We start from the raw sequence: 14,681 nt of genomic DNA on the forward strand, positions 1-14,681 counted from the left end.
GCCGGGTCGTCCTGACGGCGCATCGCCAGGTTCACGCAGGGGTCCCGCTCAGGGACCCCTGTTTTGCGCTCGCCGCCGGTGTGCACGCGTCGCGCCAATACGATTCGCGTGGACACACACACCATCTTGGGGGAACAGGATGTTCGTGAAAGCGCTGGGCACGGGCGGTGCCGAGCTGAGGCCGCTGGAGCCCTGGCAGGCCGGGGAGTTCTTCGCGCACATGGAGCGCGGGCGCGAGTTCATCGGGCAGCACATCGGGTTCGCGGACGCGGCCGGGGACCTGGAGAGCGCGCGCCGGCTCTTGCAGGGCTACGCGGACAAGGCGGCGTCCGACACCGGCCGGATCTTCGGGATCTGGCTCGAGGACGAGCTCGTCGGTGGCGTGTTGTTCCGGGTCATGGACATCCCGCAGGGACGCGCGGAGGTCGGCTGCTGGCTGGAGCCGGCCGCGACCGGGCGGGGGCTGGTCACGCAGGCGTCGAAGGTGCTGATCGACTGGGCGATTCGCGAGCGCGGCGTGCATCGGGTTGAGTGGCTCGTGTCGTCGGCGAACGCGCCCAGCATCGCTGTCGCGCGGCGGCTCGGGATGACCAGGGACGGGGTGCTGCGCTCGTACTTCTCGCACCGCGGGGTCCGGCAGGACCTCGAGGTGTGGTCGGTGCTGGCGCCGGAGTGGGAGAGCTGATGGACGATCTGGTGCTGCTGCACGCCTTTCCGCTCGACGCGCGGATGTGGGACGTGCCGGGCGCGCTGACGCCGTCCCTGCGCGGGCGGGGCGAGCCGGACCTCGACTCGGTCGCCGTCCAGGTCTTGGGCGTGCTCGACGAGCGCAACCTCGACCGCGTCGTGCTCGGCGGGTGCTCGATGGGCGGCTACGTGGCGATGGCGCTGGTCAGGCGTGCACCGGAACGCGTCAAGGGCCTGGTCTTCGTCGACACCAAGCACACCGCGGACGCACCCGAGGCCGTCGCGAACCGGCACGCGATGGCGGACCGGGTCGAACGCGAGGGCGTCGGTGAGTGGCTCGCCGACGCGATGCTGCCGAACCTGCTGGGCCCCGGCGCCTCGGACACCGCGCGGGCGCTGACCCGCACCATGATCCTGGAGCAGCGGGCCGAGGACGTGGCGTGGTGGCAGCGCGCCATGGCGAAGCGCCCCGACTCGACGGACGTGCTGGAGTCGCTGGACGTCCCGTCGCTCGTGCTCGTGGGCGAGCACGACAAGCTCACGCCGCCCGACGTGGCCGCGAAGCTCGCGATCAACCTCAAGCACTCCACCAGCGAACGCATCGAGAACGCGGGGCACCTGCCGCCCGTCGAGCAGCCGGAGGAGTTCCGCGCCCGGCTGGAGCGGTGGCGCAAGCAGGTCGGTCTCTAGGTCACCAGCGGCGCGCGGTCGGCCCACGCCGGCCGCGCGAGTCCCAGCACCCCTGGTGCCAGTGCCGGCGCTCCTCCACCGAGCCCGGGTCCTCGGCGGGCCACGCCACGACGTGCGGCACCCCGGGGCGGATCTCGTGGTCGCAGCCGGGGCAGCGGTAGGTCTTCTGCGCCTGCGAGCCCGAGATGGCGCGGACCAGCCAGTCGCCGCCGTCCGGACCCGGCTCGGCGCGCGCCCAGCCGACGCCGCCGCCGAGCGGTCGGTGGTCTTCCCGTTTGGGGCTGTTGCGACGTGGCACGGCCACACGGTAACCGCTCGTAGAATCAGGGCGTGCCGACCTACGAGTTCCGTTGCCGAACCTGCGACGACACCTTCGAGCTGCAGCGCCCGATGAGCGAGTCGTCCTCGCCGGCGAGCTGCCCCGACGGGCACGCCGACACCGTGAAGCTGCTGTCGATGGCGGGCATCGGCGGCACCCGGCAGGCCCCCGCGGGCGGTGGTGGCGGCGGGTGCTGCGGTGGCGGCTGCTGCGGCTAGGCCGTCTCGCGGTCGATCATCACTTCGGCGATCTTGCGGCCCTGGTCGCAGACGCCGCCGAACTTGCCGGACGAGTCGATCACGATGATGCCGAGCCCGCCGCCCTCATAGGGCACGACGAGCACGCACGACGGTTCGACCTCCTCCTCGCCGGAGCGGTCGAGGTATGTGACCTTGTGGTCCTTCACGTCCCACTCGCCGGTGGTGCGCTCGATCGTGATCTGCTTGCCCTCGCGGTACCGCAGGGAGACGCCCACCTCGACGTCGTCGATCTTCGTCGTCCACCGGCACGACTCGTCGAACGTCGAGTCGTAGTTGATCTGCGTCGGCGGCGTCTCGGCCTTCGTGCCGGGGTACGGCAGGTCCGTCCACTTCAGCTTCGCGCAGATCGGCGAGACCTCACCGTCGACCGGCGCCGTATCCGGGTCCTCGGGATCGGCGGACGCGCTCGGGTCGGCCGAACCCTCCTGGTCGAACGGCGACGTGGCGTCGAGCGGCGCCTGCGCGACCGGACTGCCCTCAACCGACGTCCGGGCACAGCCGGACGCGAGCACGAGGACAGCCAACAGGAGCACCAGTCGCCGCATGCACCCACCATGCCAGACGCGACATGGTGCCCCTGTTAGCGGATCACGTGTAGTCCCGGAACCCCTTGCCCGTCTTGCGACCGAGGCGACCGGCCGTCACCAGGTGTTCCAGCAGCGGCGCCGGCGCGAAGCCGGGCTCGCGGAACTCGTTGTAGAGCGTGCGCTGGATCGCCAGCGACACGTCCAGCCCCACGACGTCCAGCAGCGCGAACGGTCCCATCGGCAGGCCGCAGCCGACCTTCATCGCGTTGTCGATGTCGTCGGCCTCGGCGTAGTGGGCCTCCAGCATCTTCACCGCGTCGTTGAGGTACGGGAACAGCAGCGCGTTCACGATGAACCCCGCCACGTCGCCGCAGTGCACCGGGTGCTTGCCGAGGTCGAGGCAGATCTTGCGGGCCGTCGCGACCACGTCGGCCGCCGTGGAGATCGTCTCGACGACCTCCACGAGCTTCATGACCTGAGCGGGGTTGAAGAAGTGCAGGCCCACGACGTCCGCGGGCCTCGACGTGGCCGCCGCGACCTCGATGACGGGCAGCGAGGACGTCGTCGTCGCGAGCACCGCGCCGGGCTTGCACACCTCGTCGAGCGCCGCGAAGACCTCCTTCTTGATCCCGATCTCCTCGGCCACGGCCTCGACGACCAGGTCGCAGTCGGCCAGCTCCACGAACTCCACCGCGGGCGAGAGGCGCGCGAGCGTCGCGTCGCGGTCCTCCTCGGACAGCTTGCCCCTGCTGACCGCGCGCTCAAGCGACTTGCGCACCGCGCCGATCGCCTTCTCGGCCTTGTCCAGGCCGCGGGCGCGCAGCACGACGTCGTACCCGCGCTTGGCGAACACCTCCGCGATGCCCGTCGCCATCGTGCCCGTGCCGATCACACCGACCCGCTGCACCTCACGCGTCTGCACAGCGCTGTCCACCTGGGACGGCGTGTGCACGTCGTCGACGACGACCGGCGAGTCCGGACCGTCGTAGGTGTAGAAGCCGCGCCCGGACTTCCTGCCCAGCAGACCGGCCGTGATCATCTGCTTGAGCAGCGGCGCCGGCGAGTGCAAGCGGTTGCGCGACTGGTGGTACATCGTGTCGAGGATTTCGTACGCGGTGTCGAGACCGATGAGGTCCAACAGCGCCAACGGACCCATCGGGTACCCGCAGCCGTACCGCATGGCCGCGTCGAGGTCCTCGCGCGTCGCGTACTTCGACTCGAGCATCTTGACCGCGTGGTTGAGGTACGGGAACAGCAGGGCGTTCGCGATGAACCCGGCCCTGTCCCCGATCACGACCGGCGACTTGCCCAGCCGCTCGGTGAACGCCACGACGTCCGTGATCACGTCGGGTTCCGTGACGACCGTGCGCACGACCTCGACCAGCTTCAACACCTGCGTGGGGTTGAAGAAGTGCAGGCCGACGACCTTGCCGGGCCGCTTGGTGTGCACACCGATCTCGGTGATCGACAACGACGACGTGTTCGACGCGATGATCGCCTCGGGCGCCAGGATCCCGTCGAGCTCCTGGAAGATCCGCGCCTTGAGCGCGATGTTCTCCGGCACCGCCTCGACCACCAGGTCGCAGTCCGCGAGGCTCGCCAGGTCGAGACTCGTCGTGACCCGCCCGTGCAACGCGGCCTTCTCGTCACCGGTGAGCTTCTCGCGCCGGACGGCCCGCTCCGTCGAGTGCTCCAGGTGCCCGAGCCCGCGCTCGACACCCGCCGCGTCGACGTCGACGACCTTCACCGCGAGCCCGGTGCGCGCGAGTACCTCCACGATGCCCGCGCCCATGGTTCCGAAGCCGACGACTCCGACGGTGTTGATTTCGCGCGCCACTGCAGACCTCCCTGCGGGGTAAAGCGTGGGCTACCAAGGAGTAACTTGCGGGCGACTATGCCACTCCTCGCGCGGGACGACGCCGTGAGCTTCGCCATCGGGATCGAAACAGTGATCGGTCCAGGGTGAGGGCCGGGCAGAGCGTTTTGCCTGTTGAACCCGTGTGGAGGAACGCATGGCTGCGCCATGTGAGGGGACCGCCCGACGGTGCGGAGGCGGAGGGCCGCGCGCGACAGGAGTGCGCGGACGAGGGCCGGCGGGATCACGCAGACGAGGGGCGGCGGGATCGCGGACGAGGGCTGGCGGGATCGCGCGGACGGGGGTCGGCGGCGCAGCCCTCAGCACCGGGCCACGCGACACGACTCCACGCTACGAAGCCATGCTGCGCCCAGCCTTGCTCCGGCCGCCACGTTCCTCGCAACCTCGCCCGCACAGCTTCCACGCCGCACGGCGACCAACCACGCGAACCAGGCCACCACGTCACTCGCAACCTCGTCCGCGCAGCCTCCGCACCGCACCGCGACCAACCACGCGAACCAGGCCACCACGTCACTCGCAGCCTCACCCGCACAACTTCCACACCGCACGGCGACCAACCACGCAAACCAGGCCGTGCCAACCATCCCGTCGTGGGGCGTTAGTCGTCGAACCCCTTCTCCGCCAGCTCCTGGATGCGCCGCACCGCCTCGCCCGCGTCCTTGCCCGTGGCGACCACCGTGATCGACTTGCCGCCCGGCGCGCTCAGGCCCATCAGCGCCAGCACGCTCGCGGCGTTCGCCTCCTCGGCGCCGTAGCGGACGACCACGTCGGCGTCGAGCTCGGCGACGGTGCGCGCCAGCAGTGCGGCCGGGCGCGCGTGCAGGCCGACCTCGTTGGTGAGCAGGACTTCCGCCGTCACCGCGTCCGGCACCAGGTGCAGTTCGGGGCGGGCCGGGGCGGCTGCCGGGACGTCGCCGGACGCCCGTTCGGCGGCGGCCGCGACGTCCGCCAGCACTGCGCCTCCCTGCGCTGCCACGGAGGCGGCCACCGCGCCCTCGACCAGGGGTGCGTCCACCACGGTGTAGCGGGACGGGTCGTCCGCCGACTCGACCGCCATCTCCGCGGTCATCTTGGCGCTGCCGAGGTCGTAGAGGACCACGACGCCGGCGCCGGAGTCGGCGTCGGCCAGCGCTTCGACGACCGCGCCGTAGTCGGTGCCCAGGCCGCCCTCCTCCGTGCCGCCCACGGGCAGCACGGCCACGGCGGGGGCCATCTGCGCGGCCAGTTCGGCCACGCCGTTCGCGAGCATGTCGCTGTGGGACACGACCACCAGGCCCACGCGGCCGGCGCCGGCGGTCATGCCTTGGCCGCCGCGTCGGCGAAGGCGCGCAGCAGCAGCGCCGTCGAGCGGGCTCCCGGGTCGAGATGACCCGCGCTGCGCTCGCCGAGGTACGAGGCCCGGCCCTTGCGCGCCACCATCGGCACCGTCGAGGCGGCGCCTTCCTCGGCGGCGTCGGCGGCGGCGGACAACGCCGCGGCCACCGAGCCGTCCACGCCCTCGGCCGCCGCCACGGCCGGTGTCAGGGCGTCGACCATCGTCTTGTCGCCCACCGCGGCCTTGCCGCGGGCCACCACGCCGTCCAGGGCCGCCTGCAGGGCTCGCGCGACGGCGGCGGGCTCCAGTTCGGCGGCATCGCCGAGCGCGGCCGAGGCGCGCAGGAAGGCGGTGCCGTACAGGGGGCCCGCCGCACCGCCGACCGTCGAGATCAGCGTGGTGGCCACGAGCTTCAGCGCCTTGCCGGGCGTGTCGGGCGGCTCGGCGTCCAAACGGGACAGCAGCGCGGTGAAGCCGCGCTTCATGTTCTCGCCGTGGTCGGCGTCGCCGATCGCCTGGTCGAGGCGCACCAGTTCGTCGCGGTGCTCCTGGACGACGGCCGCGGCGGCTCGCAGTGCCGCCACGACGTCCGCTGCCGTGCACCCCACCTCAGACCCCCCACCGCAGCGCGGGCGTGTGGACGGGCGCGTCCCACAGCGAGACCATCTCGTCGTCCAGCTTCAACAGCGTGATGCTCATGCCCTGCATCTCCAGGCTCGTGATGTACGGGCCGACCAGTCTGCGTTCCACCGTGATCCCCCGATCCGCCAGCAACTGCTCCGCGATGCCGTGCGCCAAGTACAGCTCGATCAACGGAGTCCCGCCCATCGAGTTCGTGAACAGCAACACCCGGTCGCCCGAGGAGAACGGCAGGTCGGAGAGGATCGGCTCCAGCAACGCCGACACCATCTCCGACGCCGTCCCGGCCGCGACCTTCTGACGGCCCGGCTCGCCGTGGATGCCGATGCCGACCTCCATCTCGTCGTCCGCCAGCTCGAACGACGGCGAGCCCACGTGCGGCACCGTGCACGAGGTCAGCGCCAGACCCATCGAGCGCACCGACGCGATGACTCGCAACGCCAACGCCTCACAGGCAGCCAGGTCGTCGCCGCGCTCCGCCGCCGCGCCCACGATCTTCTCCAGCAGCACCGTGCCGCCGACGCCGCGGCGCCCGGCCGTGTAGAGCGAGTCCTTCACCGCCACGTCGTCGTCGATCACGACCGACCTGACCTCGGACTCCGCCAGCTCACCGGCGGTCTCGAAGTTCAGCACGTCGCCGGTGTAGTTCTTCACGACCAGCAACGCCCCGGCGCCGCCGTCGGTCTTCGAGACCGCGGCCAGCACCTGGTCCGGCGTCGGAGAGGTGAACACGGCACCGGGACAGGCGGCGTCGAGCATGCCGCGCCCGACGAACCCGCCGTGCAACGGCTCGTGGCCCGCCCCTCCCCCGGAGATGATCGCGACCTTGCCCGGAACCGGAGCATCCGCGCGCACGACGACCGCCGGGTCGTGGTGCACGGTCAGCAGATCGGAATGGGCGGCCTGCATCCCCCGCAGCGAGTCCTGCACCACGGTTTCCGGATCATTGATGATCTTCTTCATCGAACAGACCTCCCGATCGGCGGTGACCGTGTTCCTTCTTACTCCGGGGGTCTGACACTCGGAACGGGCAAAGGACCCGGCTACCGTTAGCCTGCCCTAACAACCGCAGGTCAACCTCACGTTCCGTAGTGGAGGAACAACGTCGTGTCGAAGAGAGCAGCGCTGCTCGCAGCAGTCGCCCTGGCCCTGACCGCCTGCACCGGCACGCCGGAGAAGCCCACCGTCGCCCAGGGCGGCGACGACTTCGGCAAGGCCACCCAGCTGAGCAACGGTTTCGGCACGACGCAGAAGCCCGGCGAGTTCCCCCGCACGATCAAGCACGCGATGGGTGAGACCACGCTCGAGAAGAAACCCGAACGGGTGATCGTGCTCGACACCGGCGAGCTCGACAACGTCGTGGCGCTCGGCATCAAGCCGGTCGGCATCGCCTACACCGACGGCTCTCCCACCATGCCGTCCTACATCGGCGAGAAGGGCGGCACGCCCGAGAACGTCGGCACCACGAACAACCTCAACCTCGAGGCGATCACCAAGCTGGACCCGGACCTCATCCTGGGTTCGCAGCTGCGCGCGGAGGCCCTCTACCCGAAGCTCTCGGCGATCGCCCCGACCGTCTTCTCGGTGCGCCCCGGCTACGTGTGGAAGGAGAACTTCCTGCTCAACGCCGCCGCGCTCGACCGCCAGGCCGACGCCGCGAAGATGCTCGAGGACTACACGAACAAGGCCGTCGAGACCGGCACCGCCATCGAGAAGAAGCTCGGCGTGCGCCCGACCGTGACGGCGCTGCGCTTCATGCCGGGCCGCATCCGCCTGTACGCCAAGAAGTCCTTCATCGGCACGATCCTGATCGACGCCAAGATCCCGCAGCCGTCACCGTCCCAGGTGGACGACCTGGCCGCCGAGGTGAGCGCCGAGGAGATCGGCAAGGCCGACGCCGACTTCGTCGTCTACTCCACCTACGGCGACCCGGCCAAGACCGCGCAGGCCTCGGTGCTCGGCGGCCCGCTGTGGAGCGGACTCAACGCCGTCAAGGGCGGCAAGGCCAAGCCGGTGCAGGACGAGACCTACTTCCTCGGCCTCGGCGTGCTCGCCGCGAACGTGGTCCTCGACGACCTCAAGAAGCAGCTGGGCGCCTGACACCCGCCCGCGCGGGTGCTCTTTCAGCGACCGAAGAGCATCCGCGCGAGGCGCAGCATCTGCTTGCCCGCCATGGACGACCTGTCGAACGTCGCCATGTCGATCAGCGACGCGAACTTCTGCTTCGTCACGGCCTTGGCGTAGGCGAACTCGCGCAGCCCGTCCTCGCCGTGGATGCGCCCGAAGCCGGAGTCGCCGACACCACCGAACGGCAGCCCCGGGATCGCCGCGTAGGTCAGCACCGAGTTGACCGAGACCATGCCGACCCGCAGCTCCGCCGCCAGCTCCTCGCCGCGCGACTTCGAGAAGACGGCCGCGCCCAGCCCGTACTTCGACCGGTTCGCGAGCCGCACGCCCTCCAGCGCGTTCGGCACCCGGTTGACCACCACGGTCGGCCCGAAGGTCTCCTCCGTGATCGCCAGCGAGTCCTCCGGCACGTCCGTGAGCACCACCGGCTCGACGTACGGCGGCCTGATCGACTCCGGCCCGCCCACGAGCGCCTTGCCGCCGCGGTCCAGCGCGTCCCGCACGTGCTCGCGGATGACCTCCACCTGCGACGGCATGGTGATCGGCCCTAGGTTCGCGTTCGGCTCGCCACCCGGCTTGAGCTTCTTCGCCCGCTTCACCAGGATCTCGGTGAACTCGTCCGCGACCTGCTCGGCCACGTAGATCCGCTCCACGCCCGCGCACGTCTGGCCCGCGTTGGACACCGCTCCCCAGATCGCGGCCTCGGCGGCGGCGTTCAGGTCGGCGTCGGAGTCGACGATCAGCGCGTCCTTGCCGCCGCACTCGACCAGCACCGGGGTCAGCGACCGGGCGGCCGCGGCCATGACCTTCTTGCCGGTCCGCGTGGAGCCCGTGAAGGCGATCTTGTCGACACCGGACGCGCACAGCGCCGCACCGGTCTCGCCGAAGCCCGTGACCACCTGGAACACCGGGTACTCCGGCACCGCCTCGGTGAAGGTCGAGGCGAGGAACGTGCCGACGCCCGGCGTGAACTCCGAGGGCTTGAACACCACGGCGTTGCCGGCGGCCAGCGCGTACGAGATCGACCCCATCGGCGTGTGCGCCGGGTAGTTCCACGGCCCGATGACGCCGATGACGCCCAACGGCCGGTACTCCAGCGTCGCGCTGTGGTTGAACATCAGCATGCCCGACGAGATCCGGCGCTTACCCAGCACGCGACCGGCGTGCCGCGCGGCCCAGTGCAGGTGGTCCATGACCAGCGCGACCTCGACGCGGGAGTCGTCGGCCGGCTTGCCGGTCTCCGAGCTGATCAGCGCGATGAACTCGTCCGAGCGCTGCGACAGGATCTTGCGCCACGCGTCGAGCTTGGTCTTGCGCCCCTCGAAGCCGAGGCCCGCCCACCACGCCGCGGCGTCGCGCGCCGACGTCACCGCGTCCTCGACCTCGGCGGCCGTGTGGATCGGGTGGTGCGCGACGACCTCGCCCGTGCGCGGGTCCAGTGATGCGAACCGCCGCTGCTCGCCATCGGCCGACAGCGCGCTGTCCGAAGCGGTCTGCGTCATGGGGCCCTCCCGGTACTCGCCAGTAACCTCGACCCTAACGGGTACTGGGACAACTTTCAGCCCCCGCGTCGCCTCGCCGGCCTCCCGACCGGGTCGCGGTCACGAGGGCAGGCTGGGGATGACGCCCTTGGCGAAGGCCTGCACCGCCTGGCAGCGGTCCATCGTCTTCTCCTTGGTCGCACCGACGCTGAGCTCCACGATCTCGCCCGCGTCGCTCGAGTCCTTGGTGCGGACGAGCACGAGCTCGCAGGTCGGGAACGGGCCGTCCTTGAGCACCTGGTAGCCCTTGGGCCCGCCCAGGTCGACCTCGGCGGACTGGGAGTCGAACTTGCCGTCCTTGGGGATGCGCGCCGTCTTGAACTCGATCTGCATCTGCGCGCTCTGGCCGGACCACGAGCACTGGTGCAGGCCGAACGCGAGCATGCGCGGCGACGCACCGACCACGGGTGCCAGCGTCGCCTTGTCCACCACCGCGCACGGGTCGACCTCGACCGGCGACCCCTTGGGCGGGGTGTACTTCTGCGGGTTGCCCTTGAGCTTGCGCACCACGCCCTCGAGCAGCTTGCGCGCCGGCTCGCACGGCTCCGCGCCCTCGCTGCCGACGCCGACCTGCACGCGCACGGCCTGCGGAGGGTTCTCCTGCGTGACCGCCGTGATCGCGCACGTCGACGTCAGCTTCTGCTCGCTGCTCTTGAGCCCCGCGATCGTGTTCTTGGCGTTCTTCAGCTCGGTGGACGTCAGGGTGTAGCCGATGTCCACCGTGACGTTGAGCGTCTTGCCGCCCTTGTCCTTCATGTAGTTCGAGCAGCGCGTGTAGCTGCTGCTCGTGTACCTCGACGGCGTGCCGACGGTCTGCAGCAGGTCCTTCTCGATCAACGCGCACGGGTTGACCAGCCGCAGCCGTTCCGCGGCGAACGCGGGGTCGACCGGCTTGTTCGCCGGCGCGGACGACCTGGTCGACGGTTCGGCCGACGTCGTCGTGTCGGCGCCCGCCTGCACGGTGCGGCGCGGCGAGTTGGTCTTGGCAAGACCCGGACCGGTCGCACAACCGGCCATCAGCAGCGCGGCGGCGGCGACCACGGCGGTGGCACGAAAACGAGGCACGACGTGCACGGTAGCGACCTTCGCGGAGGTTTGTGGCCGGTACCCCGAGTTGCTCCGTGGCACATGTCACGCAGCGCTACGGGAACGATTCAGAAGATCGACGCGATGTACAGGGTGAAGACCCCGAGAAGAGGAGAGACGTGCGCAACCGAATTCGCCGCGCAATCAACTGGCTCGACGCGTGGACGATCGAGGCCTTCAACCCTGTTTACCCCGGTCGTTCGGAGTCATAGCTCCTTGAGCGGCTGCTTGTCCGTGTCCGCGAACTGAGGCCGCAGCACCGCCCACGCGGCGAACAGCGCCGCCAGCACCGCCATGGCGATGCCGGCCCACAGGTTGATGTTGACTTCTTCGGCCTTCTTCAGGTCCTCGTCCGTCGTGAAACCCAGACCGACGACGACCAGTACAACGCCGTACAGGCCGAAGAGGAAAGCGATGATGATTCGCAGGTCGAACAACCTCATGGCGGCCTCCCTCAGCCGAAGATGAAGTAGAGAACGGTGGTCAGGGCCAGCACACCGCCACCGAGCAGGGCGGGCGAGCGGTACCAGCCCGCGTCCTCACCCGTGGTGGAGTGCGCCCTGTCCTCCTTGGGCGTGAGGCTGTAGACCAGCCCGACGAGCTCGCTGTCCGGCTTGGGCCGCGTGACCATCGTGACCGCGACGCTCACGACGATGTCGACCACGAACGCCAGGCCCGCGCCGAGGAAGCTGGCGCCCTGGCCGGGCAGCTCCAGCAGCTCGATGCCGAACGACGGCTCCGAGATGGCGTAGATGAAGATCGCGGTGAACGTGCCCGCGAGCAGACCGACCCAACCGGCGGTCGGCGTCATCCGCTTCCAGAACATGCCGAGGATGAACGTCGCGAACAGCGGCGCGTTGAAGAACGAGAACAGCGCCTGGATGTAGTCCATGATGTTGGACCCGCCGAGCGCCGCCGCGATGAACGCCGTGCCGATCGCGAGGACGCACGCACCGACCGTCGCCAGGCGCCCGACGCGCAGGTAGTACTCGTCCGGCCGGTCCTTCTTCACGTAGTCCTGCCACAGGTCGTACGTGAAGACGGTGTTGAACGAGCTGACGTTCGCCGCCACACCGGCCATGAAGCTCGCCAGCAGACCTGTGATCGCGATGCCGAGGATGCCGTTCGGCAGGAGGTCGCGCATCAGCAGGGGCAGCACGTCGTTGTAGGCCACGCCGCCACTCGTGTCGCCGGCTTTGAGCTGGGCCATCTCCGGCACGATCAGCGCGGCGATGATGCCGGGGATGATGATGATCGCCGGGATCAGGGCCTTCGGGTACGCGCCGATGATCGGCGTGCGCTTGGCCGCGGACATGGACTTGGCGCTCATCGCGCGCTGCACCTCGGCGAAGTTCGTCGTCCAGTACCCGAACGACAGCACGAAGCCGAGACCGAACACCAACCCGACCACACTCCACACCGGGCTGTTGATGCCGGTGAGTTCCGTCGCGGGGAACGCGCTGAGCTGCTCCTGGTCGGTGACCTTCTCGACGATGCCCTGCCAGCCACCGACCTTGATCAGGCCGACGATCGTCAACGGCGCCAGCGCGGCCACGATGACGAAGAACTGCAGCACCTCGTTGTAGATCGCGGCGGACAGACCGCCGAGCGTCGTGTAGGCGAGGACCACCAGCGCCGCGACGCAGATCGACACCGGCAGCGGCCACCCGAGCAGCGCGTCGATGATCACCGCGAGCGCGAACAGGTTGATGCCCGCGATCAGGATCTGCGCGACGGCGAAGCTGATCGCGTTGACGAGGTGGGCCGGCTTGCCGAACCGGCGGCGCATGAACTCGGGAACACTGCGCACTTTCGAGCCGTAGTAGAACGGCATCATCACCAGACCGAGGAACACCATCGCGGGGATGGCGCCGATCCAGTAGTAGTGCACGGTCGCCATGCCGTACTGCGCGCCGTTGGCCGTCATGCCCATCAGCTCGAGCGCGCCGAGGTTCGCGGAGATGAACGCGAGACCCGTCACCCACGCCGGCAGCGACCGCCCGGACAGCAGGAAGTCGAGGCTGGAGGAGACGGATCGTCGTGCCATGACTCCGATGCCCAGCACCACGACGAAGTAGATGACGAGCAACGCGTAGTCGATCGGTCCCGCATCCAGCCGCAGGTCCGCCTCGGCCAAGATCGTCACCGTCCACCTCCAAGGTTCCACAAAGTCCAACATCAGCAACCAGGAGGGGACAGTACTCCAGGTGCGCGACGTCTTACCCCGCGTGTGGACACACCAAACCACGAGGTGATCCACAACGCTCGTCGGAAGCGGAGAGGTGAACGAATCCGCACGAAAAGCAACGAACCCCGCGCCGGCGGCGCGGGGTTCGTCGTGAGTCGGAACGGTCAGAACAGCCGGAACTCGTCCGGCTCGATCCCGCGCAACGCGTCGTAGTCCAGCACCACGCACCGGATCCCGCGGTCCTCGGCCAGCGTCCGCGCCTGCGGCTTGATCTGCTGCGCCGCGAACACACCGGACACCGGCGCGAGCAGCGGGTCGCGGTTCAGCAGCTCCAGGTACCGGGTCAGCTGCTCGACGCCGTCGATCTCGCCGCGGCGCTTGATCTCCACGGCGACCGACGCGCCGGCGGAGTCGCGGCACATCAGGTCGACCGGGCCGATCGCGGTCGGGAACTCGCGGCGTACCAGGGTCCAGCCGTCGCCCAGGGTGGTGACGTGCTCGGCGAGGAGCTTCTGCAGGTCGGCTTCGACGCCGTCCTTCTGCAGGCCGGGCTCCGGGCCGAGCTCGTGCTTGGAGTCGTGCAGGACCTCTTCGAGGGTGATGATCAGCTTCTCCCCCGCCTTGTTCTGCACCGTCCAGATGTCCGGGTCCTCGATCAGCCAGCAGGGCGGGCTCATCCAGTTCAACGGCTTGTACGCGCGGTCGTCGGAGTGGATCGACACCGAACCGTCGGCTTTGATGAGCAGCAAGCGCTGGGCCATCGGCAGATGGGCGGTGAGTCGGCCTACGTAGTCGACCTTGCAGCGAGCGATGACGAGACGCACCGCGACAGGCTACGGGGTGTGTCCAGAAACGGGTCGTTAGGTACGGTCCGTGCCGTGGAAAGCCTCGGCACCCGTCAGGTGTACGCAAACCCGTGGATGACCGTTCGCGAGGACGAGATCCGGCGCGCGGACGGTTCGAACGGCATCTACGGCGTGGTGGACAAGCCCGACTTCGCGCTGGTCATCCCGCTCGACGGGGAACGCCTGCGGCTCGTCGAGCAGTTCCGCTACCCGCTCGGCCTGCGCCGCTGGGAGTTCCCGCAGGGCACCGCGCCCGACCGGGAGGACTCCGACCCGCTGGAGCTCGCACGTCGCGAACTGCGGGAGGAGACCGGGTTGCGCGCCGGCCGGTTGGTCGAGCTGGGGCTGCTCGACGTCGCGCCCGGCATGTCGTCGCAGCGCGGCCGCGTCTTCCTCGCCACGGAGCTCACCGAGGGGTTCCACGAGCGGGAGCACGAGGAGCAGGACATGCGCTCGCGGTGGTTCCCGCGTGCCGAGTTCGAGGCGATGATCGCCCAGCGCGAGATCACCGACGCGCAGTCGATCGCCGCCTACACCCTCCTGCTGCTGCACGAGAACGCCCAGCCCTAGTTCCGGCAGCC

General features: G+C 69.7%; 16 protein-coding genes. 5 read left to right on the forward strand and 11 right to left on the reverse strand.

Annotated features, from left to right (window positions below; translation table 11 throughout):
* Positions 1–139 precede the first annotated feature (139 nt).
* Positions 140–685 carry a GNAT family N-acetyltransferase gene (locus L6E10_RS02785; protein ID WP_236216455.1) on the forward strand — a complete coding sequence of 182 codons (546 nt, stop codon included), beginning with the start codon at positions 140–142 and terminating at the stop codon, positions 683–685.
* Positions 685–1,377, forward strand: coding sequence for an alpha/beta fold hydrolase (locus L6E10_RS02790; protein WP_236216457.1), 693 nt, complete (start codon positions 685–687; stop codon positions 1,375–1,377). The genes L6E10_RS02785 and L6E10_RS02790 overlap by 1 nt, the downstream gene beginning before the upstream one ends.
* Before the next feature lies 1 nt (position 1,378).
* Here L6E10_RS02790 and L6E10_RS02795 read toward each other — a convergent pair whose 3' ends face one another.
* Positions 1,379–1,675 (reverse strand): hypothetical protein, encoded by a 297-nt coding sequence (locus L6E10_RS02795; RefSeq protein WP_236216459.1) that lies wholly within the window; start codon positions 1,673–1,675, stop codon positions 1,379–1,381.
* Positions 1,676–1,707: 32 nt separating this feature from the next.
* Between L6E10_RS02795 and L6E10_RS02800 the strand changes: the two genes are divergently transcribed.
* Positions 1,708–1,914: a zinc ribbon domain-containing protein gene (locus tag L6E10_RS02800; protein WP_236216461.1), complete on the forward strand. Its 207-nt coding sequence runs from the start codon at positions 1,708–1,710 to the stop codon at positions 1,912–1,914.
* Here L6E10_RS02800 and L6E10_RS02805 read toward each other — a convergent pair.
* The 5 genes from L6E10_RS02805 to dhaK all read right to left on the reverse strand — a co-directional run bounded on the left by L6E10_RS02805 (position 1,911) and on the right by dhaK (position 7,276).
* The gene (locus L6E10_RS02805; RefSeq protein WP_236216463.1) at positions 1,911–2,501 is read right to left on the reverse strand and encodes a DUF3558 domain-containing protein; all 591 of its coding nucleotides are present in this window, start codon (positions 2,499–2,501) and stop codon (positions 1,911–1,913) included. The two genes, L6E10_RS02800 and L6E10_RS02805, sit on opposite strands and share 4 nt — an antisense overlap.
* Positions 2,502–2,544: 43 nt before the next feature.
* Complete coding sequence (locus L6E10_RS02810) at positions 2,545–4,320, reverse strand: 3-hydroxyacyl-CoA dehydrogenase family protein (protein ID WP_236216465.1); 1,776 nt, start codon at positions 4,318–4,320, stop codon at positions 2,545–2,547.
* Positions 4,321–4,957: 637 nt separating this feature from the next.
* Positions 4,958–5,659 (reverse strand): dihydroxyacetone kinase phosphoryl donor subunit DhaM, encoded by a 702-nt coding sequence (gene dhaM / locus L6E10_RS02815; RefSeq protein WP_236216467.1) that lies wholly within the window; start codon positions 5,657–5,659, stop codon positions 4,958–4,960.
* Entirely contained in the window at positions 5,656–6,282 is a 627-nt protein-coding gene (gene dhaL, locus L6E10_RS02820; protein ID WP_236216469.1) for a dihydroxyacetone kinase subunit DhaL, read from the reverse strand. The genes dhaM and dhaL overlap by 4 nt, the downstream gene beginning before the upstream one ends.
* 1 nt (position 6,283) lies before the next feature.
* Entirely contained in the window at positions 6,284–7,276 is a 993-nt protein-coding gene (gene dhaK, locus L6E10_RS02825) for a dihydroxyacetone kinase subunit DhaK (protein ID WP_236216471.1), read from the reverse strand.
* A gap of 144 nt (positions 7,277–7,420) precedes the next feature.
* On the opposite strand from dhaK, the gene L6E10_RS02830 reads away from it, so the two are divergent.
* Entirely contained in the window at positions 7,421–8,413 is a 993-nt protein-coding gene (locus L6E10_RS02830; protein ID WP_236216473.1) for an iron-siderophore ABC transporter substrate-binding protein, read from the forward strand.
* A 23-nt stretch (positions 8,414–8,436) separates the two neighbouring features.
* Here the strand turns inward: L6E10_RS02830 and L6E10_RS02835 are convergent, their stop codons facing one another.
* The 5 genes from L6E10_RS02835 to nucS form a co-directional block, all read right to left on the reverse strand.
* Positions 8,437–9,942 (reverse strand): aldehyde dehydrogenase family protein, encoded by a 1,506-nt coding sequence (locus L6E10_RS02835; protein WP_236216475.1) that lies wholly within the window; start codon positions 9,940–9,942, stop codon positions 8,437–8,439.
* Between the two features lie 99 nt (positions 9,943–10,041).
* Positions 10,042–11,046 (reverse strand): DUF3558 domain-containing protein, encoded by a 1,005-nt coding sequence (locus L6E10_RS02840; RefSeq protein WP_236216477.1) that lies wholly within the window; start codon positions 11,044–11,046, stop codon positions 10,042–10,044.
* A gap of 227 nt (positions 11,047–11,273) precedes the next feature.
* On the reverse strand, positions 11,274–11,510 hold the full coding sequence (locus L6E10_RS02845; protein ID WP_236216479.1) for a hypothetical protein: 237 nt from the start codon (positions 11,508–11,510) through the stop codon (positions 11,274–11,276).
* 11 nt (positions 11,511–11,521) lie between these two features.
* Positions 11,522–13,213 carry a sodium:solute symporter family protein gene (locus tag L6E10_RS02850; RefSeq protein ID WP_236216481.1) on the reverse strand — a complete coding sequence of 564 codons (1,692 nt, stop codon included), beginning with the start codon at positions 13,211–13,213 and terminating at the stop codon, positions 11,522–11,524.
* A 206-nt stretch (positions 13,214–13,419) separates the two neighbouring features.
* Positions 13,420–14,079, reverse strand: a complete 660-nt coding sequence (nucS, locus tag L6E10_RS02855; RefSeq protein WP_236216483.1) for an endonuclease NucS — start codon at positions 14,077–14,079, stop codon at positions 13,420–13,422.
* Positions 14,080–14,175: 96 nt separating this feature from the next.
* On the opposite strand from nucS, the gene L6E10_RS02860 reads away from it, so the two are divergent.
* On the forward strand, positions 14,176–14,670 hold the full coding sequence (locus tag L6E10_RS02860; protein ID WP_240009980.1) for an NUDIX hydrolase: 495 nt from the start codon (positions 14,176–14,178) through the stop codon (positions 14,668–14,670).
* The last annotated feature ends 11 nt before the right edge of the window (positions 14,671–14,681 follow it).

Source organism: Lentzea sp. CC55, assembly GCF_021056325.1.
Lineage (GTDB): Bacteria > Actinomycetota > Actinomycetes > Mycobacteriales > Pseudonocardiaceae > Lentzea > Lentzea jiangxiensis.